The organism is Amphritea atlantica (assembly GCF_900111095.1).
GTDB lineage: Bacteria > Pseudomonadota > Gammaproteobacteria > Pseudomonadales > Balneatricaceae > Amphritea > Amphritea atlantica.
Genome location: NZ_FOGB01000004.1, coordinates 135,354 through 158,412 on the forward strand (window position 1 = coordinate 135,354; position 23,059 = coordinate 158,412).

Below are 23,059 nucleotides of genomic sequence, written 5' to 3' on the forward strand. Positions count from 1 at the left end.
CGATGAAACAAACAATGAAAGATGAACTGTTTGCTGACCTTCTTAGCAGTGCTGAAGAGATGGTTGCGATTGAAAAAGGTGAAATAATACCCGACAGTGGCGTCGTACATCACTACGAAACGCTGGATGTTAAAGCGATTCGTGAAGCATCAGGTAAAAGCCGTAAAGAGTTTGCCGATATTATTGGTGCTAGTTATGAAGCGGTAAAAAGCTGGGAGAATAAACGGAGAAATCCCACCGGCCCCACAAAAAAGTTGCTGACGCTGGTGAGAGAAAATCCCCGGCAGATGGTAGCGATTCTCGAACAGGAAAGCGCTTAACCGTATAAGCGATTTACTCCGGGTTAAATAGCTGACTAAGTGCTGTATGCATCACTCCGGTGTCCACTGTGATACCGGTCCAGTAGTGGATGCCGATAGCGCCCTGATGAACCAGCATCTGCTGTCCATTGACGAATTGACAACCCTTTTGCTGAGCCGTTCGCAGTAGCGGCGTCATCGGCGGATTATGGATACCGTCGGCGACCACCATATCCGCGCTTAGCGTTTCCCAGTCAATATCAAGCTGTTGGTCGATATTTGGGTAGAGGCCGATGGAGGTGGCGTTGATTACGATGTCGGTGTCTGCGGGGAGAGGGAAATCGCCATCCCATATTGCAAACGTTGCTGTGGCTGGTGTTTTTTCGCAGATCAGTCGGGTCAGTTCTTCGCCCCGTTTACGGGAGCGGTTAACCACCGTGATATGGACCGCTCCGGCAAAGGCCATCTCCACCGCGACAGCACGGGCTGCGCCGCCCGCGCCAAACAGAACCACCTGTGATCCCCGTGGATCGGTCACCTCTGTCAGGGCGGTAACAAAACCCCGGCCATCGGTGTTTTCGCCAATATAGTCGCCCGTGGCACTGCGCACTATGGTGTTGACGGCACCGATAATCTCTGCCGACTGTCCGAGTCCGTCCAGATGTTCGATCACCGCTACTTTATGGGGGATTGAACAGTTAAAGCCCGCCCAGCCCATCGCCCGGGCGCCGCGTACCGCATCTTTAAGATGCTCCGGTGACACTTCGCAGTTGATATAGCGCCAGTCGAGCTGGTGGTGCTGATAAGCGGCTTCAACCATGGCGACGGTCGGGTTCTCCATCGCCGGCATGGCAAATGAACCGGTCAGATTGCTGAGAAAATTGATCTTCATTGGCTTTTCCCAAAAAAAGCCCTGATGTTGAGTCAGGGCCAAGGCTTTACTTTGTTCAGACTGCGAATGCGCCTGCAGCATGTTCATGAGGGTCCATCGCCCCGGTCATAATCGCCACGGCTTCAGACATAGTGTGGGTGTCCGGTTTGATCACCGCATGGCGTTTGCCCAGCCGGTGGATATGGATGCGGTCGGCCACTTCAAATACATGGGGCATGTTGTGGCTGATCAAGACCACAGACAGGCCCCGGTCGCGTACATCTTTGATCAGATTGAGCACCCGGCGGGACTCTTTTACCCCCAGCGCCGCGGTGGGCTCGTCCATAATCACCACATGCTTGGCGAAGGCCGCCGAGCGGGCCACGGCCACCCCCTGGCGCTGACCGCCGGACAGGGTTTCCACCGCCTGGTTAATGTTCTGGATAGTTAACAGTCCCAGCTCGGATAGCTTCTGACGGGCGTTATCGTGCATCGCTTTCTTATCCAGCATACGGAACACCTTCCCCAGAATACCTGGCCGCAGTTGTTCACGGCCGAGGTAGAGGTTATCGGCGATATCCAGCGAGGGGGCGACGGCGAGGTTCTGGTAGACGGTTTCGATACCGGCGTTGCGGGCGTCCATCGGGCTTTTGAAGTTCACCGTCTCATTATCCAGTTTGACGGTGCCCCGGTCGGGTACCAGCGCACCGGACAGGGCTTTGATCAGAGACGATTTACCGGCTCCGTTATCACCGATGACAGCCAGAATTTCACCTGGATAAAGGTCGAAATCTGCGCCATCCAGGGCGGTAACATGACCATAACGTTTAACCAGTCCGCGTGCCTGTAATACTGTAGATTTACTGTTATTCATGATTACACCTTCCGAATCCACTGGTCCATGCCAACGGCAACTATGATGAGCAGGCCGACGGTAAACTCCTGCCAGAGTACATCGACTCCAGCCAGCGCCAGACCGTTGCGAAACACCCCGACAACCAGGGCGCCGATAAGTGTGCCGAAGATGGATCCCCGGCCCCCGAACAGGCTACAGCCGCCGATCACCACGGCGGTGATACTGTCGAGGTTAGCGGTCATGCCCGCTTGTGGGCTGACCGAACCGATGCGGCCGATCAGTGCCCAGGCGCCGATGGCGCAGATCGCTCCGGCAACGATATAAACCGACATCAGGATACGGTTGGTACGGATGCCTGCCAGACTGGCGGCGCCCGGATCATCACCGGTGGCATAGACATGCTTGCCCCAGGCGGTCCAGTTGAGGGCGTACCAGATCAGCGCAAACAGCGCGAGCATCAAAAGTGAGCCGTAAGTCAGTTTGGCTCCGAACAGCTCGATGGTGTGTCCGGTCCAGTGCAGTAGCGGTGCAGTTTGTTCAATGGCCTGAGAGCGGATGGTTTCGCTTTTGGAATACCACAGGTTCAGGGCAAAGAAGATGTTCCAGGTGCCCAGGGTGACGATAAAGGGGGGCAGGCGGAACAGGGTGACCAGTATGCCATTGATGTAACCGGCGATGGCGCCGGCAGCGATACCGGCCAGCAGGGCTATCTCGGGGGGCAGACCGACGTCGATCGCCATCTTACCCATGATAACGGAGGTTAGTACCATGATAGCACCTACCGACAGGTCGATACCGGCGGTGAGAATAATCAGGGTCTGGGCGATACCCAGAATACCGATGATGGTTACCTGCTGAAGAATCAGCGACATGTTGAAGGGGTGCAGAAAACGGTCGCCGATAATCATGCTGAACGCGATCACGGCGAGTAACAATACGATGGCGGGAGCCGCCGTTGGATTTGCATGGAAAAAGCGGTGAGTCTTCTCAACAAATGACAGTGTCTCTTTTTCAAATGAGGCAACTTCCCCACCTGCAGAAGCGGCGACCAACTCGTGATCAGCTGTCTGTGTCGTTTTGAGTGTGCTTGAGTCAGCCATGGGATTCTCCTGGTTTTACCTGATAGCCAGCAGGGTATGGCTACCCTGCTGTTGTGTCGTGCTTATCTGTCCGGGCTTAGCCCCAGCACATAGACAGACCTTCAGATGAGCTCCTGGCATCGATATGACTGACAGGCTTATCGGTAATCAGCTCAACGCCGGTATTGACGAAATCCAGTCCCTCAGTGGCCTGAGGCTTTTCGCCGGTCTGGGCAAATTTGAGGATGGCATCGACGCCCATTGACGCCATGCGCAGCGGGAACTGCATCGAGGTGGCACCGATCACGCCGTCTTTGACGTTCTCAACACCGGGGCAGCCGCCATCGACAGAGACGATCAGCACATCATCGGCACGGCCAGCAGATTTAAGCGCTTCATACGCGCCAGCGGCAGCCGGTTCATTGATGGTGTAGACCACATTGATTTCGGGATCTTTCTGCAGCATGTTTTCCATCGCCCGGCGACCCCCTTCCTCAGCACCGCTGGTGACATCGTTCCCGACAATGCGTGGGTCGGTTTCATCGCCGATACGGTTTGGGTCATTCAGGTCGATACCGAAGCCTTTCAGGAAGCCCTGATCACGGGCAACATCGACCGTGATCTGGCTGCTGTTCAGGTCCAGCATTGCTATTTTAGCCGTTGCTGCTTTATCACCCAGGGTTGCGGCCGCCCACTGACCGATCATCTCACCCGCTTTAAAGTTATCGGTGGCAAAGGTGGCATCTGCTGCGGTTGCAGGACTCAGTGGTGTGTCCAGCGCAATCACAAGAAGACCGGCTTCACGGGCACGATCGATGGCGGGTACTATGCCTGCGGGGTCACTTGGAGTAATCAGAATGCCTTTCGCGCCAGCTGAGATCAGGTTTTCGACCGCCTGCACCTGAGACTGGTTGTCACCATCAAACTTGCCGGAAAAAGTGCGCAGATCAACACCCATCGCATCGGCTTTCTGTTGCGCGCCCTCACGCATTTTGACGAAGAATGGATTGGTATTGGTTTTGGTGATCAGGCCTACGACAGGTTTGTCGGCTGCCATGGCGAAAGGCGCAGACAGGGCTGTGGCCAGCATCATAGCTTGAACAACTGATTTCTTATTCATGGCGTACTTTCCTTTTATTTTTATCTTTCTGGTTGTCGTAAAACGGTGGATTCAGAATCCGTTGTTCATCAGTCCTTATGAGCAAGGTTATGAATGACGCTGCTCTGATGAATCTCAGTGTCTATTTAAAAGGAGGGGAATTAACGGGGAATTTCTGCTGTGAGTTATCGTGTTAACAATTGAAATATTGTGCGCTTCCGAGCTGAACTATCAGGGGGCATTGCTATGAAAAGACAGGTTTTTATGAGATGACAGGTGCTTGGGGTGAGTAAGCTCTTTTGACTAAATCTGCCTGTTTCAGGCGTGATTAGAAAACGGCGCGATCAGGGATGGATAGTTGATCCTGGTTTAAACAAAAAACCGGCACTCACGGTATTGAGTGCCGGTTTCACTGACCGTATTGTATGCAGACCCCCGAAGGGGGTGGGGGTCCGGATGCGAAGGTCAGGCCCTGTTTATATGAGCCATGAAAACGGGGTCTTCAAAGGCCAGTTAAAAGGTGTAGTTGAACCGAACCCGGGCTGCAGTGGTTTCATCGTCCACGACATTTGATGCGCTCGAGTAGGAACCGGCAAAGGTGACGGTTGCTTCTGGAATACCAAACAGAGGTACTGAGTAAGCGATATAGCTGGTGGTCACATCAGGGTCAGGACCGGTGGCGTTATCCTCGTCGGAGCGGATGATACCCGCGCCCAGATTGCCGTAGGTGAAGTTCGCCGCATAGGAGTTCACTGTCTGGTCGGTGTTGTCATCTTCCAGACGGGATGCAGAGATATTGACGTTAGCGCCGGACAGATCAAAGTTCGCCGTTAATGCATAACCGGTCTGATCAACATTGCCGCCCGCGGTCAGGTCGTACTTAACACTTTCAAAACCTGCCGTCAGGCTGAAGGCGTCAGCGCTCCAGGTAACAGAAGGGCGGTAACCGGAAACCGCGGTACCATTGTCACCGGCGGTGTCATCATCACCATAGAGGGTATCCAGTTCAAACTTCAGGCTGTCCGAGGCTTTGAAGTGCAGGGCGATCTGACCCCCATCGTCACCGGCAAAACCGCGCACTTTGTTTGCTTCATAAACCGATACGCCACCGGCATGGGCAACCAGGGTGTCTTTACCCAGAGGGAATAGATTGATCGCCTCGAAGCGGCCGATCTGCGCATCCCAGCTGTTGTTGCCCAGCTGAATATAGGCATCACGCACCACCACATTTTTATCGCCATCGGTGGTCAGACGCACGCCGCCTTTGGCAGCAACGAAGTATTCTCCGTTTTCATGTTTTGAGGCGACATTCAGTTCGACAAAACCGTTCTGGTCATAGGTTGTGGAGGAGGTTGCGGTATCAACCGCATCGGTATCCAGTTCAAGATTTGCATCAAACGCAAGTTGTGCCTGTGCCAGGCCTGATAGCGTGCAGCCAAGAATTGCGCCGGTGAGTAAAATTGATTTATTCAAAGTGAAACCTCTTACGATTATTATGTTTATTTTTCGTATTTTTGTTTATCAGTTTTATTTCTGTGATCTGATGAGATTTATTTAATAGGAGGTGGATATTTTGAACAAATACAAAAATGATGGATGTTGTGTATTTTTTTGACTATGGATTATATCTGTACTTTTAGGTGTCTGAATTTATACTTTTTTGATTGTTTGATTAGTCTGTTTTTAGGGTGTGATTTTTTATGGTTGGGGCTTCCCATATATCAGATTCTGGCCTGTATCAGAGGCATGTCGTAACTATTTGTCGTAACTGTTTGTCGTAACTATGTTTCGTAACTATTTTTCGTAATTGTGAGTCGTAACTATTATGGATTTTATGGTATGGCTTTTTATGGATGATTATTGTTGGCAGGCGGCTAAAGGTTTTTGTGATGGTATCTGTTGTGATTTTTTTTATGAGATAGAAAAATGCATTGGAAGATGGTTATTCTAATGCTTTCTGTTTTTAAATTATTTATCAGGCTGGCTTGGTTGAAAAAGGTTTATTAAAAAAATGGCACTCATATTTAAAATATAAGTGCCCAAAGACCTTTGTATACACTCAGGTCATTCCGCGAACGAGCAGTTTTTCAGACAAGCTAATCAGATAAGCTGTTTAAGTAAGCCTTGCAGCTTAGACTCTCACCACTTTCATGGTGTTGGTGCCTCCCTGAGCATTGAGGTAATCACCCTTAGTGATAATAACCATATCCCCTGGCACTACGATTTTACGCTCAATCAGTTCCTGGACCGCCTTGGTATTGATCTCTTCGGGATCATACTGTTCGGCATAAAAGGGGATGGTGTAGACACCGCGATAGAGGCCCACTCTGAACTGCGTATCTTCACGGCCTGACAGGGCGAAGATCGGCACTGAGGTGCGTAAGCGCGACATCAGTTGGGGGGTAGCACCCGACTCGGTCATGCTGATGATCGCTTTAATGCCTACCAGATGGTTGGCCGCATAGATTGCAGACAGCGCGATGGTTTCATCGATGTCGTGGAAATCTTCATTGATCCGGTGCTTTGATCGTTTCGATGATGGGTGGCGCTCAGCCCCGAGGCAGACCCGCTCCATCGCCTGGACGGTCTCTGTTGGATAGTCCCCTGCGGCGGTTTCTGCGGATAGCATGACCGCGTCGGTATAATCCAGCACAGCATTGGCAACATCCGAGACTTCAGCACGGGTAGGCATTGGGCTGCTGATCATCGATTCCATCATCTGGGTGGCGGTGATCACGACGGTATTCAGGGTGCGGGCACGGGCGATGATATGTTTCTGTACCGCGATCAGTTCCGCATCACCAATCTCCACTGCCAGGTCGCCCCGGGCCACCATCACCGCTTCTGAGGCGCGGATAATATCGTCCAGTACTTCAGGGTCGGCGACGGTTTCTGCCCGTTCAATTTTAGCGACCAGCCCGGCAGTCGAACCGGCGGCCTTAAGCAAAGCCCGTGCTTCATGCATATCAGCGGCATCCCGGGGGAATGATACTGCCACGTAATCCACGCCAATAGCTGCAGCGGTTTTAATATCGTCTTTGTCTTTATCGGTGAGCGCCTTTGCCGAGAGTCCGCCACCTAAGCGGTTAATCCCCTTGTTATTGGACAACCAGCCGCCAACCAGAACCTCAGTATTCAGCTTGTTTTCGAACGTTTCAGTTACTTTTAATTCGATACGGCCGTCATCCAGCAACAGAATGTCGCCCACGCGGGCATCTTCTATCAGTGCTTTGTAATCAAGGCCCACCCGGGTGACATCGCCGGCATCACGATCCAGTGTTGCATCCAGAGTAAATGGCTGGCCAATTTTCAGTTTGACCTTTTGCTCAGCAAAGCGGGAAATACGGATTTTCGGACCCTGAAGGTCGCCCAGAATGGAAACAAACCGGCCGTGCTTTCTGGACAGTTTACGTACCAGTTCTGCGCGTTGACGGTGGTCTTCCGCTTCGCCATGGGAGAAGTTGAGGCGCACTACATCAGCCCCTGCGAGAATCAATTTTTCGAGTTGCTCTTCACTGCTGGTTGCAGGTCCCAGCGTGGCAATTATCTTAGTACGTCTCAACATTTTCATCATTTCCTCAGGCTGGCGCGTGCATCAGGGCCAGAGTGTTATCCAGCATACGGTTGGAGAACCCCCACTCGTTGTCATACCAGGACATCACTTTTACCAGTCGTCCGGATACCTTGGTTTGAGAGGCATCGAAGATTGAGGAAAGCGGGTTATGGTTAAAGTCAACTGACACCAGCGGAGCTTCGTTATAACCCAGCACCGCTGAGTGGGCGGCAGCGTTGGCAAGCAGTTGGTTGACTTCATCGACGCTGGTTTGCCGTTCGGCGATAAAGCTCAGGTCGACCAGAGATACGTTAATGGTAGGCACCCGTACCGCCATGCCATCAATTTTGCCGGCCAGTCCGGGCAGCACCAGGCCGACCGCTGCTGCTGCGCCGGTTTTAGTCGGAATCATTGACTGAGTGGCAGACCGTGCCCGGTACAGATCAGAGTGATAGACATCGGACAGGTTCTGATCATTGGTATAGGAGTGAATAGTGGTCATCAGGCCGCTCTCAATACCGATCTGCTGTTGCAAAACCTGAGCTACCGGTGCCAGGCAGTTGGTGGTGCAGGATGCATTTGAAATCACTTCGTGAGACTGACGCAAAATCTGATCGTTGACGCCATAGACCACGGTGGCATCAACGTTTTTGCCGGGGGCAGAGATAATCACTTTACGTGCCCCCGCAGTGATATGTTGCGCGGCTTTAGCGCGTTCGGTGAACAGCCCGGTACACTCAAAAACAACATCGACGTTCAGCTCTTTCCAGGGAAGTTCCGCTGGATTGCGTACGGCGCTGATGGTGATATTGTCACCGTTGACGACAATATTTTCATCGTCGTGGCTGACTTCGCCTGTAAACTGACCGTGAACCGTATCATACTTAAACAGGTGGGCGTTGATAGTGGCATCGCCCAGATCATTGATGGCGACCACCTGAATTTTATCGCGGTAGTTATTTTCATAAAGTGCCCGGAGCACATTGCGGCCGATGCGGCCAAATCCGTTGATTGCTACGCGAATTGTCATTGAATATACCTCGGTACTGGCGTTGTAAGTGTTATTTGTTGTTAATATTACGTAGTTTTATGCAAAAATCAATGGAGCTTTGAAAAATAAATTAGTAAACTTACCGATATAAAGGTATCGAACACAGGTTATATTGCAGGCTTTATACTCAGTTTGCGTCTGACCAAAGAGAAGCTCAGGAGTTACTATGCACACCGTTGTTAAACAGGTTACAGATCGAATCATTGCGCGCAGCCGGGCAACCCGTGAAGACTATTTAAGCCAGATGCAAGGCGCAGAAGAGAGGGGGGTGCACCGGGCCCGTCTATCCTGCGGTAATCTGGCGCACGGTTTTGCAGCCTGCGGGGCTGAAGATAAGCAGGCGCTGAAAATGGTTAACGCGGTGAATGTTGGTATTATTTCGTCATATAACGACATGTTGTCCGCCCATCAGCCGTTTGAACAGTTTCCTGATCAGATTCGTGAAGCGGTGCATGAGCTGGGGTCTGTGGCACAGTTTGCCGGGGGGGTGCCCGCTATGTGCGATGGTGTCACCCAGGGGCAACCCGGTATGGAGCTGAGTCTGTTCAGCCGTGATGTGATTGCGATGGCGACCGCGGTGGGCTTGTCGCACAATATGTTCGATGCTGCGCTCTATCTCGGTGTCTGCGATAAAATCGTGCCCGGCTTGCTTATTGGTGCATTACGATTTGGCCATCTGCCAACGCTGTTTGTGCCAGCAGGCCCCATGCCGAGCGGTTTGCCGAATAAGGAGAAAGCTAAGATTCGCCAGCTCTATGCCGAAGGAAAGGTGGGCCGTGATGCATTGCTGCAGTGTGAATCCGATTCCTACCACAGCGCCGGTACCTGCACCTTTTATGGCACCGCGAACAGTAACCAGATGGTGGTTGAGGTGATGGGCCTGCATCTGCCGGGTTCCTCCTTTGTTAATCCGGGTACTGAGATGCGTGAAGCGCTGACCCGTGAGGCGGCCAGGCAGGCTGTTCGTCTGACGGCTCAGAATGGCGAGTTCACTCCCCTGTATAAAATTGTTGATGAACGTTCTCTGGTGAATGCGGTGGTTGCTTTGCTGGCAACCGGCGGCTCCACCAACCATACCATGCACCTGATCGCGATCGCCCGGGCAGCGGGGGTGATTATTAACTGGGATGATTTTTCTGACCTGTCTGCTGTCGTGCCTTTGCTGGCAAAGGTTTATCCCAACGGTGAAGCGGATATCAACCACTTTCAGGCGGCGGGTGGTGTAGGTTATCTGGTCCGTGAACTGCTGGCTGGCGGCTATCTGCATGAAGATGTCATGACCGTCGTGGGGCAGGGGTTGTCACGCTACACTCAGGAGCCCTTCCTTGAGAATGGCAAACTGGTATGGCGCGAAGGGGTGCAGGAATCGCTGGACCCTGCCGTGCTGAGTTCCGTGGAGCAACCCTTCAGCCCGGATGGTGGGTTGAAACTGATGCAGGGTAATCTCGGTCGCGGTGTGATTAAAGTATCTGCCGTTGCACCTGAACATCAAATCGTCGAAGCCCCGGCGATTGTGTTTGAAGATCAGAATGAGATCGGTGCGGCCTTCGAGCGGGGTGAGCTGGAGCGTGATTTTGTTGCCGTGGTGCGTTATCAGGGGCCAACGTCCAATGGTATGCCAGAGTTACACAAGCTGACGCCCTTTTTAGGTACGCTGCAGGACCGGGGCTTTAAGGTGGCGCTGGTGACCGATGGACGGATGTCCGGCGCATCGGGTAAAGTGCCGGCTGCGATCCATGTCTGGCCAGAAGCCAGTCTGGGTGGGCCGTTGGCGCAGGTGGCCGATGGTGATCTGATCCGGGTTGATGCGACCACTGGCACTCTGGAACTGATCGCTGAAGATTCATCCTGGTTATCCCGAGGCCTGACGATGCCAGCTTCTGCGGCACAACATCATCATGGGATGGGGCGTGAGCTGTTTGCGCCGATGCGCGAGCAGGTTTGCTGTGCAGAAGAGGGTGCAACCGTTTTTAATTTTTCTGGAATAAAGTGAATGATCCAGTACGCACTCGTTGGTGACATCGGTGGCACTAATGCCCGTTTTGCATTGGTCCGGCCTGGCTCCGTGGTGTTAGAGCATGTGGATACCCTGCAATGTTCTGAGTATGACAATATTGATGCGGCATGCAGCGCCTATTTCAGCCGTGTCGGTATCGCCGGAATTGAGCGGGCCTGTCTGGCGTTTGCCTGCCCGGTGCAGGGTGAAGTGATTAACATGACCAACAATCACTGGCACTTTAGCCGCACAGGTCTGGCGCAACAGCTTGGCCTGAAACAGCTGAAGCTGGTGAATGACTTTACCGCGATGGCGCTGGGGATGCTGCATATCGCTGAGGATGAGAAAATTCAGGTGGGCGCTGGTCGCTCTCTTGAGGGTGCAGCGCGACTGGTCATCGGCCCGGGAACCGGGCTGGGGGTATCCGGATTAGTCAAAGCCAATGATGACTGGATTCCCTTATCAACGGAGGGGGGGCATATCAGTTTTGCCCCTGCAGATGACGTTGAGATCGATCTGTGGCGAGCACTGGTCGCCCGTTTTGGCCGGGTCTCGGTTGAGCGGATTCTCTGCGGCCAGGGGTTGCTGAATCTGTATCAGATCTTATCAGAGCTGCGGGGAAGCGAGATCGTCTGTGATTCGCCCGCGGCCGTGAGTATTGCTGCGGTAGAGGGAAGTGATCCTGTTGCGGTAGAGGCGCTAAGCCGGTTTTGTCGTATTCTGGGGGGCGTGGCGGGTGATAACGTATTAACGCTGGGGGCCCGGGGAGGTGTTTATCTCTGTGGTGGAATATTGCCGAGGGTGGTTGAGTTTTTCCTTCAGAGTGACTTCCGGCGGGCCTTTGAAGACAAAGGACGTTTTACGGCTTACATGCAGGCGGTTCCGGTCTGGCTCTGTATCGCAGATAATCCTGGGTTGTTGGGTGCGGCGGCGGCACTGGATAACAGTGAAGTGGCCGGCTGAGTTGTTAGACTATAATCTGTTCATCATAATGACTGCCCATTAGGGCCTGCACGCTGTTCAGGCTGGACAGGCGGCACTGATGTTGAGTGTCAGGCAACGTGGCTGTAACAGAACCTAGCCCCGGATTTTTTGAAGGAAACGTATCGTGTCGAGTGAGCAGACAAAGCGCATTTTGATTGTTGATGATGATAATGAGATTCGTGAACTGCTGGGGTCTTACCTCGGCCAGAATGGCTATGAAACGCTATCGCTTGAAAACGGTGAACAGCTGATTAAACAGCTGCAGACCACTCAGATTGATCTGATTATTCTGGATCTGATGATGCCGGGTGAGGATGGCTTCAGTCTTTGTCGCCAGGTACGTATCGATTCTGACGTGCCCATTATCATGCTCACCGCGTCCGCTGAGGAAACTGATCGTATTGTCGGTTTAGAGTTAGGCGCTGACGATTATGTCGCCAAACCTTTTAATCCAAGAGAGTTGCTGGCCAGGATCAAGGCGGTTTTACGCCGCAGTCGCTCGGCGGGTACGTCTGGGTCGAAAGGGCGCTATTTCTGTTTTTCCGAGTGGCGTCTGGATACCGTTAACCGTGATCTGATCGGTAGTTCCGGTGAAGTTATTCCGTTGAGCGGGGCCGACTATAATCTGCTGCTGTTGTTTCTGGAAAATCCAAATAAAGTGCTGAATCGTGACGATCTGCTCGGCGCTACCCGGGGACGGGAGTCCAGCCCATATGATCGCAGTATCGATGTGCAACTAAGCCGGCTGCGACAACGTCTCGGTGAAGATGCCAAAGACCCCCACATCATTAAGACCGTCAGGGGCTCGGGCTATGTGTTATCCGTTGAAGTCGAGCGTGAGATGTGAAGCGTTGGTTCTGGTTTCCCCGTTCACTGCTGGGTCGAATGCTGGCGGTGATGTTGCTTGGCGTGTTGCTGGCTCAGGTGATGAGCAACCTGGTCTGGGTGCAGGAGATTAACCGGGAGAATGAGAAGATGGCCAGCAGCATGGCTGTGGATCTCGCCGAAAGTGTTTCCTCTACCGTTACTTTTTTTAAGGCGCTGCCCAGTGAATATCGGCACATCGTTTTGTCCCAGCTACGGGATATGGGGGGGACCCGTTTTTTTGTATCACTGAATAAAGAGCTGATCGCAATTGAAGATATTGAGGACTCTAAGCTCAAGAGCATCGTGATTGATAATTTTATTCAGGGATTACGTAAAAAGCTGGGTAATAAAGCGGAGATTATCGTCAGTTTTTCCCGCCCCGAGACGCTTCATGTGTTTAATAATCAGACGCTGTTGTTGGATCTTCCGCCACGATGGTCGCAACAAAGTCTTATTTATGATCCCCAATCACCACCTATTTTAGTCGCTCAGATCGGCATGGAGGAGGGGGAGTGGTTGTATCTGGCGGCGTTGCTGCCCAAACCTGATCTCCTAATTAAGACCGATTACCTGCCCGCAGACCGGCTCTATTTTCTGGGATTGTTACTGGTGATCCTGCTGCTTTTGGGCGGGATGATTGTTCGCTGGCTCACCCGTCCTCTGGATAAACTGGTGCAAGCGGCGGAGCAGTTGGGGCGGGAGATCGATGTGCCACCCCTGAAGGTGCAGGGGCCTCTGGAGATTCAGGCAACAGCTCAGGCCTTTAATCGTATGCAGGAACGCATCACCCGTTTTATTGATGATCGGCAGCGATTGTTTTCGGCGATCTCCCATGATCTTAAAACGCCGATAACCCGACTGCGGCTGCGGGCAGAGATGCTGGATAAGGAGCATGACCGGGAGACGTTTGGCCGCAACCTGGAAGAGCTGGACAGGATGGTGTCTGGTGCTCTGGAGTGCGCCCGGGGGACGGATCTTCATGAAGAGGTGCGGCCGACTGATATTATGGCATTGCTGGGTGCGTTACAGGATGATGCAGCGGTGCAGGGGCGAAATGTTAACGTGGTTGGTGATGTGGGGCCGGTCTTCTGGGGACGACCTATCGCGCTTAAACGCTGCCTTGGAAATCTGATCGATAATGCTATTTTCTACGGACAGCAGGCTGAAGTGTTTGTCCTGAACAGTCCTGATCTGCTCACGCTGCGGATCTGCGACCGGGGTGCAGGTATTCCCGAAGAGATGATTGATCAGGTGTTTGAACCCTATTTCAGAGGTGAATCATCCCGCAATCGTTATACCGGAGGGTCGGGGCTGGGGCTTGGTATTGCACGAAATATTGTTCATGCGCATGGGGGTGAGTTAGAACTGCATAACCGTGAGGGTGGTGGGCTGGAAGTGTTGATCCGACTACCACGGCATTAGAAAAGGGGTGTTTGCATACCTGTTTTTAGTATTGCGGTTTTTAGCATTATTGCTCTCTTCCCCTTGATGGGCATCGCTGGTTCTTCAAGGTTAATTTATTCTTTGTAACACTTTGTTACACTTCCTTTCCTGCTGTAACCCTAACCTTTTAAAGGCCGTGCTTTAATGCAATCACCTGTCATCGAATGTGACTGGAAAAACCTCAAAGCCTAATAAAAACAAACAAAGGTAAAGGTCAATGAGTCTTAAAAGTGCAAAAAAAGCCGTATTAGCGACAGCGTTATCCGGTCTGGTTTCAATAGCTGCTCAGGCGGGTAATGTTGAGGTCCTCCATTACTGGACCTCCGGTGGCGAAGCTAAATCTGCCGCTGTGCTGAAGCAGTTGCTCGAAGCTGAAGGTCATCAGTGGAAAGATTTTGCTGTGGCCGGCGGTGGCGGTGAAAGTGCCATGACTGTTCTTAAGTCCCGGGCTGTTTCGGGCAATCCCCCAAGTGCTGCACAGATTAAAGGTTTAGATATCCAGGAATGGGCTGAGCTGGGCTTTCTCACGCCGTTGGACGCGGTTGCAGACAAAGCGGGCTGGGATAATCTATTACCGACTGTGGTTAGTAACGTCATGAAGTATGACGGCCATTATGTGGCGGTGCCTGTCAACGTTCACCGGGTTAACTGGCTCTGGGCCAACCCTGAGGTGTTCAAAAAATCAGGGGCTGAAGTTCCAACCACCTGGGAAGAGTTTTTCACTGCCGCCGATAAGATTAAGGCGGCTGGTTTTATCCCTTTAGCCCATGGTGGTCAGGCCTGGCAGGATGCGACCCTGTTTGAAGCGGTTGCCCTGGGCATGGGTGGTGCAGATTTCTATCGCAAAGCGTTTGTAGAGCATGATCAGAGTGTACTGACGAGCGCTAAAATGACTGAAATTCTGGCAACCTTTAAGCGTTTAAACCAGTACATTGACGCCGATGCGGCCGGACGTGACTGGAATATTGCCACCTCAATGGTGATTAATGGTAAGGCTGCCATGCAGGTGATGGGTGACTGGGCTAAGGGGGAGTTTACTGCCGCCGGTAAGCAGCCTGGTAAAGACTATCTTTGTGTGGCTGCACCCGATACGCAGAATGGCTTCACCTTCAATATCGACAGTTTTGCGATGTTTGATCTCAAAGATGCCGATGATAAGCAGGCTCAGGCCGATCTGGCCCGTTTGATTATGGAGCCTGAATTTCAGGAAACCTTCAATCTCAACAAGGGATCGATCCCGGCCCGTCTGGGAATGCCAAGAGATAAATTCGACAGCTGTGCTCATAAATCGATGGATGACTTTGTCGCCACGGCAAAGTCGGGTGGTCTGGTGCCCAGCATGGCTCACGGTATGTCCACCACCTCTGCGGTTCAGGGCGCCATCTACGATGTCGTCACCAACTACTTCAACAGCGATTCGCTGACGCCTGAACAGGCAACCGAAAAGCTGGCCCGGGCAGTTAAAGCGGCGATCTAAAGCGCTTATCTAAACTTCTCACTTCTGCTTGAATGCTCCTTAGGGAGCGGTTCCGGGGTATCGCCATAGGTGATACCCCTCTCCAAACTCGTATGAGGATGACCTCTATGAAGACGAATGCTACTTCCGATGCTGCCGGCACCCTGTCCACCAGGGGCCTATTGGCAGACTCATCCGCACAGGGGGCAGGTTCTTCTAATCTGTTAGATCTGATGCAGCGCTGGCTGCCGAAACTGGTGCTGGCGCCCACGGTAGTGATGACGCTGCTGTTTATATATGGCTATGTTATCTGGACCGGGGTGCTGTCCCTGACTAAATCACGTTTTTTGCCCAACTATAACTTTGTCGGTTTTGCCCAGTACGAGAAGTTGCTGGACAACGATCGCTGGTCGGTGGCTTCGCTGAATATTGTTATCTTCGGCGGACTGTTTATCCTGATCTGTCTGTTCATCGGTGTGGTTATGGCGATTCTGCTGGATCAGAAGATTCGTGCAGAGGGTTCAATCCGCACGGTGTTCTTATACCCGATGGCGCTCTCTTTTATCGTTACCGGTACCGCCTGGAAGTGGATTCTTAACCCGGGCCTGGGGTTGGAAAAACTGCTGCATGACTTTGGCTATGAGAGCTTTCAGTTTGACTGGCTGGTTAACCCGGATATGGCGATCTATACCCTGGTGATTGCAGCGGTATGGCAGTCATCCGGTTTTGTGATGGCGCTGTTTCTTGCTGGCCTGAGAGGTGTTGACGGCTCGATCGTTAAAGCAGCGCAACTGGATGGTGCCAGTATGCCGATGATCTATCGTCGTATTATTCTGCCCCATCTGCGGCCGGTATTTTTCAGTGCCTTTATTATCCTTTCCCATATTGCGATTAAGAGCTTCGATCTGGTGATGGCGCTGACCGGTGGTGGGCCTGGTTATGCGACCGATCTGCCGGCGACATTTATGTATGTGACCACTTTCAGTCGGGGACAGATCGGTCTGGGGTCCGCCAGTGCGATGATGATGCTCGGTGTGGTTCTGGCGATTCTGATCCCCTACCTCTATTCCGAACTGCGGGGTAAAAACAATGCCTGATTCAATCTATACCAACGCCCGTAGTATCAGGGTCGGCCGAATGGCGCTGTATGCGGTCTTGCTGTTAGCGGTGCTGTTCTATCTTTTGCCATTGGTCGTGATGTTGTTAACCTCGCTGAAAAGTATGGCCGATATCCGCGCCGGTAACCTGATCTCCTGGCCCGAGGAGTTTCTGCTGGATGCCTGGGTAAAGGCCTGGTCCTCAGCCTGTACCGGCGTGAGTTGTGAGGGGGTGGGGGCGTTTTTCTGGAACTCATTTCAGATCACTATTCCGGCGGTGCTGATCTCCACCTTTCTTGGCGCGTTGAATGGCTATGTGCTGACCAAGTGGAAGTTTCGCGGCAGCGATATCTTCTTTGGCCTGATGCTGTTTGGCTGCTTTATTCCGTTTCAGGTGGTGATTCTGCCGATGGCGCAAACCCTGGGATGGCTGGGGCTGGCGAATACCACAACCGGTCTGGTGTTTGTGCATATCGTTTACGGGATGGCCTTTACCACGCTGTTCTTCCGTAATTTCTATGTCTCGGTGCCCAGTGAACTGGTGAGCGCAGCGAAGATCGATGGAGCCGGTTTCTTTACCATTTTCTGGCGCATTATTTTGCCGCTATCAACCCCCATTTTTGTTGTCTGTATTATCTGGCAGTTCACTCAGGTGTGGAATGACTTCCTGTTTGGTGTGGTGTTCTCCGGCGGGGATACCCAGCCCATCACGGTCGCACTAAACAACCTGGTCAATAGCTCAACCGGGGTTAAGGAGTACAACGTTGATATGGCTGCGGCGATGATTGCCGCGCTGCCTACTCTGGTGGTGTATGTCCTGGCGGGTAAGTATTTTGTTCGTGGTCTGACCGCGGGAGCGGTGAAAGGCTGATCCAGACAGATTAAAAATAATAACAGGTACAAGGTTATGGCTACGTTAGAGATTTCAAGTGTTAAGAAAAACTACGGTAAAGTCGAGGTACTCAAAGGCATTGATCTGAGTATTAATGACGGTGAATTTCTGATTCTGGTGGGGCCGTCCGGTTGCGGTAAATCGACTCTGATGAATAGCATTGCCGGGCTTGAGGATGTCAGCTCCGGTGATATTCATATCGGTGGTACGAATGTGACCGGATTAGCGCCGAAAGACCGCGATATCGCGATGGTGTTTCAATCCTATGCGCTTTACCCGAGTATGACGGTGCGGGGCAATATCTCATTTGCGCTGGAGATTCGTAAGGTGCCAAAGAGTGAGCGGGAGGAAGAAGTTGAGCGGGTTGCTGATCTGTTACAGATCAGCCATCTGCTGGATCGAAAGCCCTCTGAGCTTTCCGGTGGTCAGCGTCAGCGGGTGGCGATGGGGCGGGCGCTGGCACGTCATCCAAAGATCTATCTGTTTGATGAACCGCTGTCTAACCTGGACGCCAAACTGCGGGTTGAGATGCGCACTGAAATTAAAAAACTGCACCAGCGTCTGAAAACCACCATTGTCTATGTTACCCACGATCAGATTGAGGCGATGACTCTGGCGGACCGAATCGCAGTAATGAAGGACGGAGAAGTTCAGCAGTTTGGTACTCCGCAGCAGATCTACGATGACCCTGCGAATATGTTTGTTGCGGGCTTTATGGGCTCACCGGCAATGAACTTTCTCACCTGCACGCTGGAGTGTATTGACGATGGTTATGGTCTGAGTGTGACAACTTCAGATGATGAACGTTATTTTCTGCCACTGCAGCATGGTGATAGCTCACTGCAGGAGTGGATCGGCAAAGAGGTGATACTGGGAATTCGTCCTGAGCAGATCACTCATGTGATCCCCCATAAACAGGAGCAGAGCTGTGTTGCCCGTTTTACCGCAAAGGTCGCCGTGGCTGAACCCACCGGTCCCGATACCCTGGTGTTGATTAACCTGAATGGTCAGGAGGTTGATTGCCGGGTTCACCCGATGGAGGAGAAGCCCGCCGGTAGTGATATGGAGTTTATGGTGGATATGTCGAAAGCGGTGCTGTTTGATCCCAGGACAGAAAAAAGATTGCTTTAAATCAGATAGCTGCAGTGAGGTGTATTTTGTTTTAGCTATAAATGACCCTGCAATCTATGGAGAGCCAGCCTAAGCTAGCCTGGCTTTCCCTGTTCTGTTATTGGGATGAGCGATCTATGATCAGGAATAAAGAGCGAATTCAACCAGCGTTTAAGCCCTTAGATTCTATGGGAGGGACGTCGATACGATACTTTGAACAGGATAAGTCAGCCACTCAGGATAACTGTCTTCACTATCATGATGACTATGAGTTACACCTGACGACTGATGGCGAAGGGCGAGTGTTTGTGGGTGACTATATGGGGCACTTTGCTCCTCAGAGTCTGATATTGATTGGTCCGAATCTGCCACATTGCTGGGTTAACCAGTCAGGTGATAATGATGACCAGGGCTGCACCGAGCGGATAATCAACTTCTCACCGGAGCTTGTTTCAGCTCATACTAAGGGGGTGCCGGAAATGCAGGCGCTGACCCCTTTTTGGGAGAGAGCGCAATACGGTATTGAGTTTCTTGATGTTGATGCGATTGCCAACATTCAACAGATTTTTGATGATATTGCAGCGTTATCCGGTTTTCGTCGGGTGCTGCGATTCTGGTTTTTGATTGATCTGCTGGCTGCGGTGACTGAATACCGGGTGTTGTCTGATGCTGCCTATTTGTCCTGTAAAGATGATACCAAATCAGTACGACTGGACCAGGCGGTAGCCTACATTATTGAAAATTATAATACCGGGATTACGCTGGAGCAGGTGGCCGCACATATTGGCATGAGTGTCGGGCATTTCTCCCGGTTATTTAAGCGGGAGACTGGTTGCCGGTATATTGATTTTGTTAATGGAATTAAGATTAATAAGGCATGTGAGCAGCTTACCCACAGTGACCGGTCGATTACTGAGATCTGTTTTGATGTCGGTTTTAATAATATTGCCAACTTCAATCGTCGATTTTACGACGTGAAAAAAATGACGCCCTCTGAATATCGCAGGGTCGCTTTGAAATCTTTATACGGCTATAAGTCTTTCAGCGGTGCCAGCGGCCTTTTGGTCAGTCAGTAACCCCTGAGGCATTATTACTGAGACTGACGATAAACCCGCTGAAGCTCCATGGCGATGTGTGGACAGCTGTCTGCTGGATATGCAGACACCGGTATAGCCGGATATAGCAGATAGAAGACGGGCCATAGAGGCCCGTCTGGTTTTACCATTTTAAAGCTGCTAACGTGCAGTTTTTGGTGCTTCATGAGCCTTGCTTCGATCGCTTAGGAGCGGGTTTCGCTGGCTGTTTAGTCCCCATTTTACTGCGTACAATATTCATCAGCCCCTGAGTTGATGGGTCATACTCAGAACTCTTCAGCTCAATATTACGGCTGATCTCAGTCGCCAGGCGCTTACCCAGTTGCACCCCCCACTGATCGAATGAGTTGATATTCCAGATCGTTCCCTGCACAAACACTTTATGCTCATACAGGGCGATCAGCGCGCCCAGGTTGTGGGGTGTTAACCGATCCAGCAGCAGGGTGTTACTGGGTCGATTACCCGGGCAGGTCTGATAGTCGAGGATCCCTTCCTGCTGATCTCCATTCATAAACGCGTTGGCCTGGGCGAGCATATTGGTGAGCAGGGCAAAGTGGTGCTCTTCGGTTTTCTCGTCGGGCTCAAGGGAGGCGATAAAATCGATCGGCACGAAGCGTGTACCCTGGTGAAGCAGCTGGAAAAAGGCGTGCTGACCATTCGAACCCGTCTGGCCCCAGACGATGGGACCGGTTGCAAAGTCGACCGGATGACCCTCCATATCCACCGACTTGCCATTACTTTCCATATCCAGCTGTTGCAGAAATGCCGGAAGCTGGTGCAAGGCCTGATCGTAAGGGATGATAGCCTGGGTTTCTGCCCCCAGGAAGTTTATATTCCAGATGCCGATCAGGGCCATCAGTACGGGCATATTTTTGATCAGGGGAGCTTCAACAAAATGGCGATCCATTTCGTAAGCCCCCTCCAGCAACTCGATAAAACGGTCGTAACCGATGGACAGGGCGATTGCCAGACCGATGCTTGACCAGAGAGAGTAACGCCCACCCACCCAGGCCCAGAACTCGAAGATGTTTTCCCGGCGGATACCAAACTCCATCGCTGCCGCCTGATTGGTCGACAGGGCAACAAAGTGCTGGCCGATGTCAGACTGACCGGTGTTGTCCATAAACCAGCGTCGTGCGGTACTGGCATTCAGCAGTGTTTCCTGGGTGGAGAAGGTTTTGGTAGAAACGATAAACAGGGTGGTTTCGGGGTCAAGGCTGGTCAGCACTTTCTTAATATGCTGCCCATCGACGTTGGATATAAAGTGAAAACTCAGCTCAGGATGCTTGTAGTTCAGCAGCGCACGGCACACCATATTGGGGCCCAGATCGGAACCACCGATACCGATGTTGACGATACTGCGGATCCGTTTGCCACTAAACCCTTTCCACTCACCGCTTCTGACCTTGTTGCTGAACGTTTCCAGTTTTTTCAGACTGGCACGAATGGCAGGCATGACATCCTCACCGTTGACGACCACCGGCTCTTCACCCCGGTTGCGCAGTGCTGTATGCAATACCGGCCGTTTCTCCGTTACGTTAATAATATCACCGGAAAACATCTGAGCACGGCGTTGATGAAGGGGGGAGTGATCTGCCAGTGTGATTAATGTTTTAAGTGTCTCATCGCTGATCTTATTTTTCGAATAATCCAGAAATATTTCCCCCAGCTGAAGGCTCATTTTATTAAAACGTTCAGGGTCGTTTTTAAAATAATCTGAAATTTTATCGTTGCTGTTTTTTTCAGCCAGTTTAACAAGTTTTTTCCAGGTGACTGAAGAGCTGAGTTGATACATAAATATCTCTCTTTTTATTGTTAGCCTTGATTAAAGGCGCTGTTAACGCTGTCTTTTTATCATGTTGTCGATGTCATATCTGATAGCAGACAGGTCGACCGGTAGCACCGGGGAGCTACTATCAGATAGCTTTTAATGTAACATAACGTATAAATACTAACTTTAATTAACAATATATCACTAATTATATGTAATAAAAACAAAATAGTTGTATCTGTGTACTGTTTGTGCGTGAGCCGTGAATGGTGGGGGGAGGCTCTGCACTTCTTCGTTCTATCCGTCTGTATGGCAGATGCTGGTTTTTATGGAAACGTTGTATGTTTACTAAATTTTTTATCGTTTTAGTAAGTGTTTAGAACGTTTTAGATATTTAAGATGCAGTGTTTAGATGGTTTTTATTGCGGCTGTCATTCGTTTTCATAATATCTATCGAAGGATTTATTGATCCTGAATATTTTATCTTCCAGTGATAACCGGAAGTTAATACTTTATTTCCGGTTACCTATAAAAAAAGACGGAGAAGTATGAAGTGAATTACAATAAGAAAGAGTTTGTAAAGTCGATGCTTGGAGCGGCTATTCTGGTGGCTTTGTCCAGTCAGAGCATGGCCGGTACCGATTTCAATGCTAACCTCGAACTGGATACTGATGCTACGGATACTGCAGCCGCAGATACGACTTATGATCAGAATGGTCGGGTCGAGGTCAACGTGCTTTCCCGTCGTGAAAAAGGCGAATATTTTGTTCAGGCAAAAGGGACCGTGCTGCTCACCGTTGATGGCACAACCTCTGTTGATGACGCCTATGTTCAGTTCGGCTCAAAAACCTGGGATCTGCAGGCCGGGCGCTTTGAAGCGGTAAACCTGTTCCCGAAAGCAAAAGATACCCTGATTGTTCATGCGGGCGGTGTGAGCGTCTATGAAGCCAATATGGTACGTGGTCGTATCGGTGATGGCGGCGGCCAGTTCGCATTGCACTACAATGCAAACGACAATGTTAAGTTTGAACTGGCAACCATTTTTGGTGATGAGAATGCTTCGGGCGATGACACGACAGCGGTTTCCGGCGTACGCCCTTCTATCACCTGGAGTACCGAGGGTTTCAGTCTCTTTGCGGGTTACGAGAAAGTTAAATATGATCTGACCGCTGGTGGTACTCAGGATAAAAGTGGTTTCGGTATCGGCACTAACTTTGATCTGGGTGCAGCTAATATCAATATCGCAGCTGCCCGCTCAAAAGATGAAAACAGTGACGAAAAGGTCACCTCATACATTGCCAACATGGTTTACGGTAACTTCGGTGCCGGTGTCATTCGTTCAGATGTTGATCAGGGCAGCAATACCGATCCAAACGTCACCACCGCTTATCTGGCGTACAGCGTTCCGCTGCTGGATATCGAAGGCGCAACGGTTACCTTTGCAGGCTCTTTCTCGTCAGCTGATAATGTCACTGATGATGAAGCGACAGCACTGCGTGTGCGCTTAAACTATACGTTTTAAACACTGATGTTATCCCCCT

General features: G+C 51.4%; 19 protein-coding genes. 11 read left to right on the plus strand and 8 right to left on the minus strand.

Annotated elements, in window-relative coordinates; genetic code table 11:
* The first annotated feature begins 2 nt into the window (after nt 1-2).
* Nucleotides 3-320, plus strand: coding sequence for a NadS family protein (gene nadS, locus BMY09_RS08545; protein WP_232846553.1), 318 nt, complete (start codon nt 3-5; stop codon nt 318-320).
* Between the two features lie 13 nt (nt 321-333).
* On the opposite strand, the gene aroE is transcribed toward nadS, so the two are convergent.
* The 7 genes from aroE to gap form a co-directional block, all read right to left on the minus strand.
* Complete coding sequence (gene aroE, locus BMY09_RS08550; RefSeq protein WP_091357132.1) at nt 334-1,191, minus strand: shikimate dehydrogenase; 858 nt, start codon at nt 1,189-1,191, stop codon at nt 334-336.
* A gap of 55 nt (nt 1,192-1,246) precedes the next feature.
* Complete coding sequence (locus BMY09_RS08555; protein ID WP_091356649.1) at nt 1,247-2,044, minus strand: ATP-binding cassette domain-containing protein; 798 nt, start codon at nt 2,042-2,044, stop codon at nt 1,247-1,249.
* 2 nt (nt 2,045-2,046) lie between these two features.
* The gene (locus BMY09_RS08560; protein ID WP_091356652.1) at nt 2,047-3,126 is read right to left on the minus strand and encodes an ABC transporter permease; all 1,080 of its coding nucleotides are present in this window, start codon (nt 3,124-3,126) and stop codon (nt 2,047-2,049) included.
* Nucleotides 3,127-3,202: 76 nt separating this feature from the next.
* Nucleotides 3,203-4,225: a sugar ABC transporter substrate-binding protein gene (locus BMY09_RS08565; RefSeq protein ID WP_091356654.1), complete on the minus strand. Its 1,023-nt coding sequence runs from the start codon at nt 4,223-4,225 to the stop codon at nt 3,203-3,205.
* Between the two features lie 492 nt (nt 4,226-4,717).
* Entirely contained in the window at nt 4,718-5,677 is a 960-nt protein-coding gene (locus tag BMY09_RS08570) for a carbohydrate porin (protein WP_091356657.1), read from the minus strand.
* A gap of 658 nt (nt 5,678-6,335) precedes the next feature.
* Nucleotides 6,336-7,769 carry a pyruvate kinase gene (pyk, locus tag BMY09_RS08575; protein ID WP_091357135.1) on the minus strand — a complete coding sequence of 478 codons (1,434 nt, stop codon included), beginning with the start codon at nt 7,767-7,769 and terminating at the stop codon, nt 6,336-6,338.
* 13 nt (nt 7,770-7,782) lie between these two features.
* Complete coding sequence (gap, locus tag BMY09_RS08580) at nt 7,783-8,787, minus strand: type I glyceraldehyde-3-phosphate dehydrogenase (protein WP_091356660.1); 1,005 nt, start codon at nt 8,785-8,787, stop codon at nt 7,783-7,785.
* Nucleotides 8,788-8,974: 187 nt separating this feature from the next.
* On the opposite strand from gap, the gene edd reads away from it, so the two are divergent.
* The 9 genes from edd to BMY09_RS08625 all read left to right on the plus strand — a co-directional run bounded on the left by edd (nt 8,975) and on the right by BMY09_RS08625 (nt 19,729).
* Entirely contained in the window at nt 8,975-10,801 is a 1,827-nt protein-coding gene (gene edd / locus BMY09_RS08585; protein WP_091356662.1) for a phosphogluconate dehydratase, read from the plus strand.
* Nucleotides 10,802-11,767, plus strand: a complete 966-nt coding sequence (locus tag BMY09_RS08590; protein ID WP_091356665.1) for a glucokinase — start codon at nt 10,802-10,804, stop codon at nt 11,765-11,767. It abuts the gene before it with no gap.
* A 145-nt stretch (nt 11,768-11,912) separates the two neighbouring features.
* On the plus strand, nt 11,913-12,635 hold the full coding sequence (locus tag BMY09_RS08595; protein WP_091356668.1) for a response regulator: 723 nt from the start codon (nt 11,913-11,915) through the stop codon (nt 12,633-12,635).
* A complete protein-coding gene (locus BMY09_RS08600; protein ID WP_245756532.1) occupies nt 12,632-14,077 on the plus strand; it encodes an ATP-binding protein in 1,446 nt (481 codons plus the stop codon). The genes BMY09_RS08595 and BMY09_RS08600 overlap by 4 nt, the downstream gene beginning before the upstream one ends.
* A gap of 238 nt (nt 14,078-14,315) precedes the next feature.
* Nucleotides 14,316-15,575: an ABC transporter substrate-binding protein gene (locus tag BMY09_RS08605; protein ID WP_091356674.1), complete on the plus strand. Its 1,260-nt coding sequence runs from the start codon at nt 14,316-14,318 to the stop codon at nt 15,573-15,575.
* A 212-nt stretch (nt 15,576-15,787) separates the two neighbouring features.
* Nucleotides 15,788-16,651: a carbohydrate ABC transporter permease gene (locus BMY09_RS08610; protein ID WP_217647416.1), complete on the plus strand. Its 864-nt coding sequence runs from the start codon at nt 15,788-15,790 to the stop codon at nt 16,649-16,651.
* Nucleotides 16,644-17,522: a carbohydrate ABC transporter permease gene (locus BMY09_RS08615; protein WP_091356678.1), complete on the plus strand. Its 879-nt coding sequence runs from the start codon at nt 16,644-16,646 to the stop codon at nt 17,520-17,522. Before BMY09_RS08610 ends, BMY09_RS08615 begins: the two co-directional genes overlap by 8 nt.
* A 36-nt stretch (nt 17,523-17,558) precedes the next feature.
* Complete coding sequence (locus tag BMY09_RS08620; protein ID WP_091356680.1) at nt 17,559-18,674, plus strand: ABC transporter ATP-binding protein; 1,116 nt, start codon at nt 17,559-17,561, stop codon at nt 18,672-18,674.
* A gap of 116 nt (nt 18,675-18,790) precedes the next feature.
* Nucleotides 18,791-19,729: a helix-turn-helix domain-containing protein gene (locus BMY09_RS08625; RefSeq protein WP_091357137.1), complete on the plus strand. Its 939-nt coding sequence runs from the start codon at nt 18,791-18,793 to the stop codon at nt 19,727-19,729.
* Between the two features lie 181 nt (nt 19,730-19,910).
* Here BMY09_RS08625 and pgi read toward each other — a convergent pair whose 3' ends face one another.
* The gene (pgi, locus tag BMY09_RS08630) at nt 19,911-21,542 is read right to left on the minus strand and encodes a glucose-6-phosphate isomerase (protein ID WP_091356683.1); all 1,632 of its coding nucleotides are present in this window, start codon (nt 21,540-21,542) and stop codon (nt 19,911-19,913) included.
* Nucleotides 21,543-22,071: 529 nt separating this feature from the next.
* Here pgi and BMY09_RS08635 point away from each other — a divergent pair.
* A complete protein-coding gene (locus BMY09_RS08635) occupies nt 22,072-23,040 on the plus strand; it encodes a carbohydrate porin (protein WP_245756533.1) in 969 nt (322 codons plus the stop codon).
* Nucleotides 23,041-23,059 lie beyond the last annotated feature (19 nt).

Coding starts and splice junctions, on each gene's coding strand:
- edd (WP_091356662.1), top strand. CDS start 8,975: ATGCACACCGTTGTTAAACAGGTTACAGATCGAATCATTGCGCGCAGC.
- gap (WP_091356660.1), bottom strand. CDS start 8,787: ATGACAATTCGCGTAGCAATCAACGGATTTGGCCGCATCGGCCGCAAT.
- BMY09_RS08615 (WP_091356678.1), top strand. CDS start 16,644: ATGCCTGATTCAATCTATACCAACGCCCGTAGTATCAGGGTCGGCCGA.
- pgi (WP_091356683.1), bottom strand. CDS start 21,542: ATGTATCAACTCAGCTCTTCAGTCACCTGGAAAAAACTTGTTAAACTG.
- BMY09_RS08620 (WP_091356680.1), top strand. CDS start 17,559: ATGGCTACGTTAGAGATTTCAAGTGTTAAGAAAAACTACGGTAAAGTC.
- BMY09_RS08590 (WP_091356665.1), top strand. CDS start 10,802: ATGATCCAGTACGCACTCGTTGGTGACATCGGTGGCACTAATGCCCGT.
- aroE (WP_091357132.1), bottom strand. CDS start 1,191: ATGAAGATCAATTTTCTCAGCAATCTGACCGGTTCATTTGCCATGCCG.
- BMY09_RS08605 (WP_091356674.1), top strand. CDS start 14,316: ATGAGTCTTAAAAGTGCAAAAAAAGCCGTATTAGCGACAGCGTTATCC.
- BMY09_RS08625 (WP_091357137.1), top strand. CDS start 18,791: ATGATCAGGAATAAAGAGCGAATTCAACCAGCGTTTAAGCCCTTAGAT.
- BMY09_RS08555 (WP_091356649.1), bottom strand. CDS start 2,044: ATGAATAACAGTAAATCTACAGTATTACAGGCACGCGGACTGGTTAAA.
- BMY09_RS08560 (WP_091356652.1), bottom strand. CDS start 3,126: ATGGCTGACTCAAGCACACTCAAAACGACACAGACAGCTGATCACGAG.
- pyk (WP_091357135.1), bottom strand. CDS start 7,769: ATGTTGAGACGTACTAAGATAATTGCCACGCTGGGACCTGCAACCAGC.
- BMY09_RS08565 (WP_091356654.1), bottom strand. CDS start 4,225: ATGAATAAGAAATCAGTTGTTCAAGCTATGATGCTGGCCACAGCCCTG.
- nadS (WP_232846553.1), top strand. CDS start 3: ATGAAACAAACAATGAAAGATGAACTGTTTGCTGACCTTCTTAGCAGT.
- BMY09_RS08610 (WP_217647416.1), top strand. CDS start 15,788: ATGCAGCGCTGGCTGCCGAAACTGGTGCTGGCGCCCACGGTAGTGATG.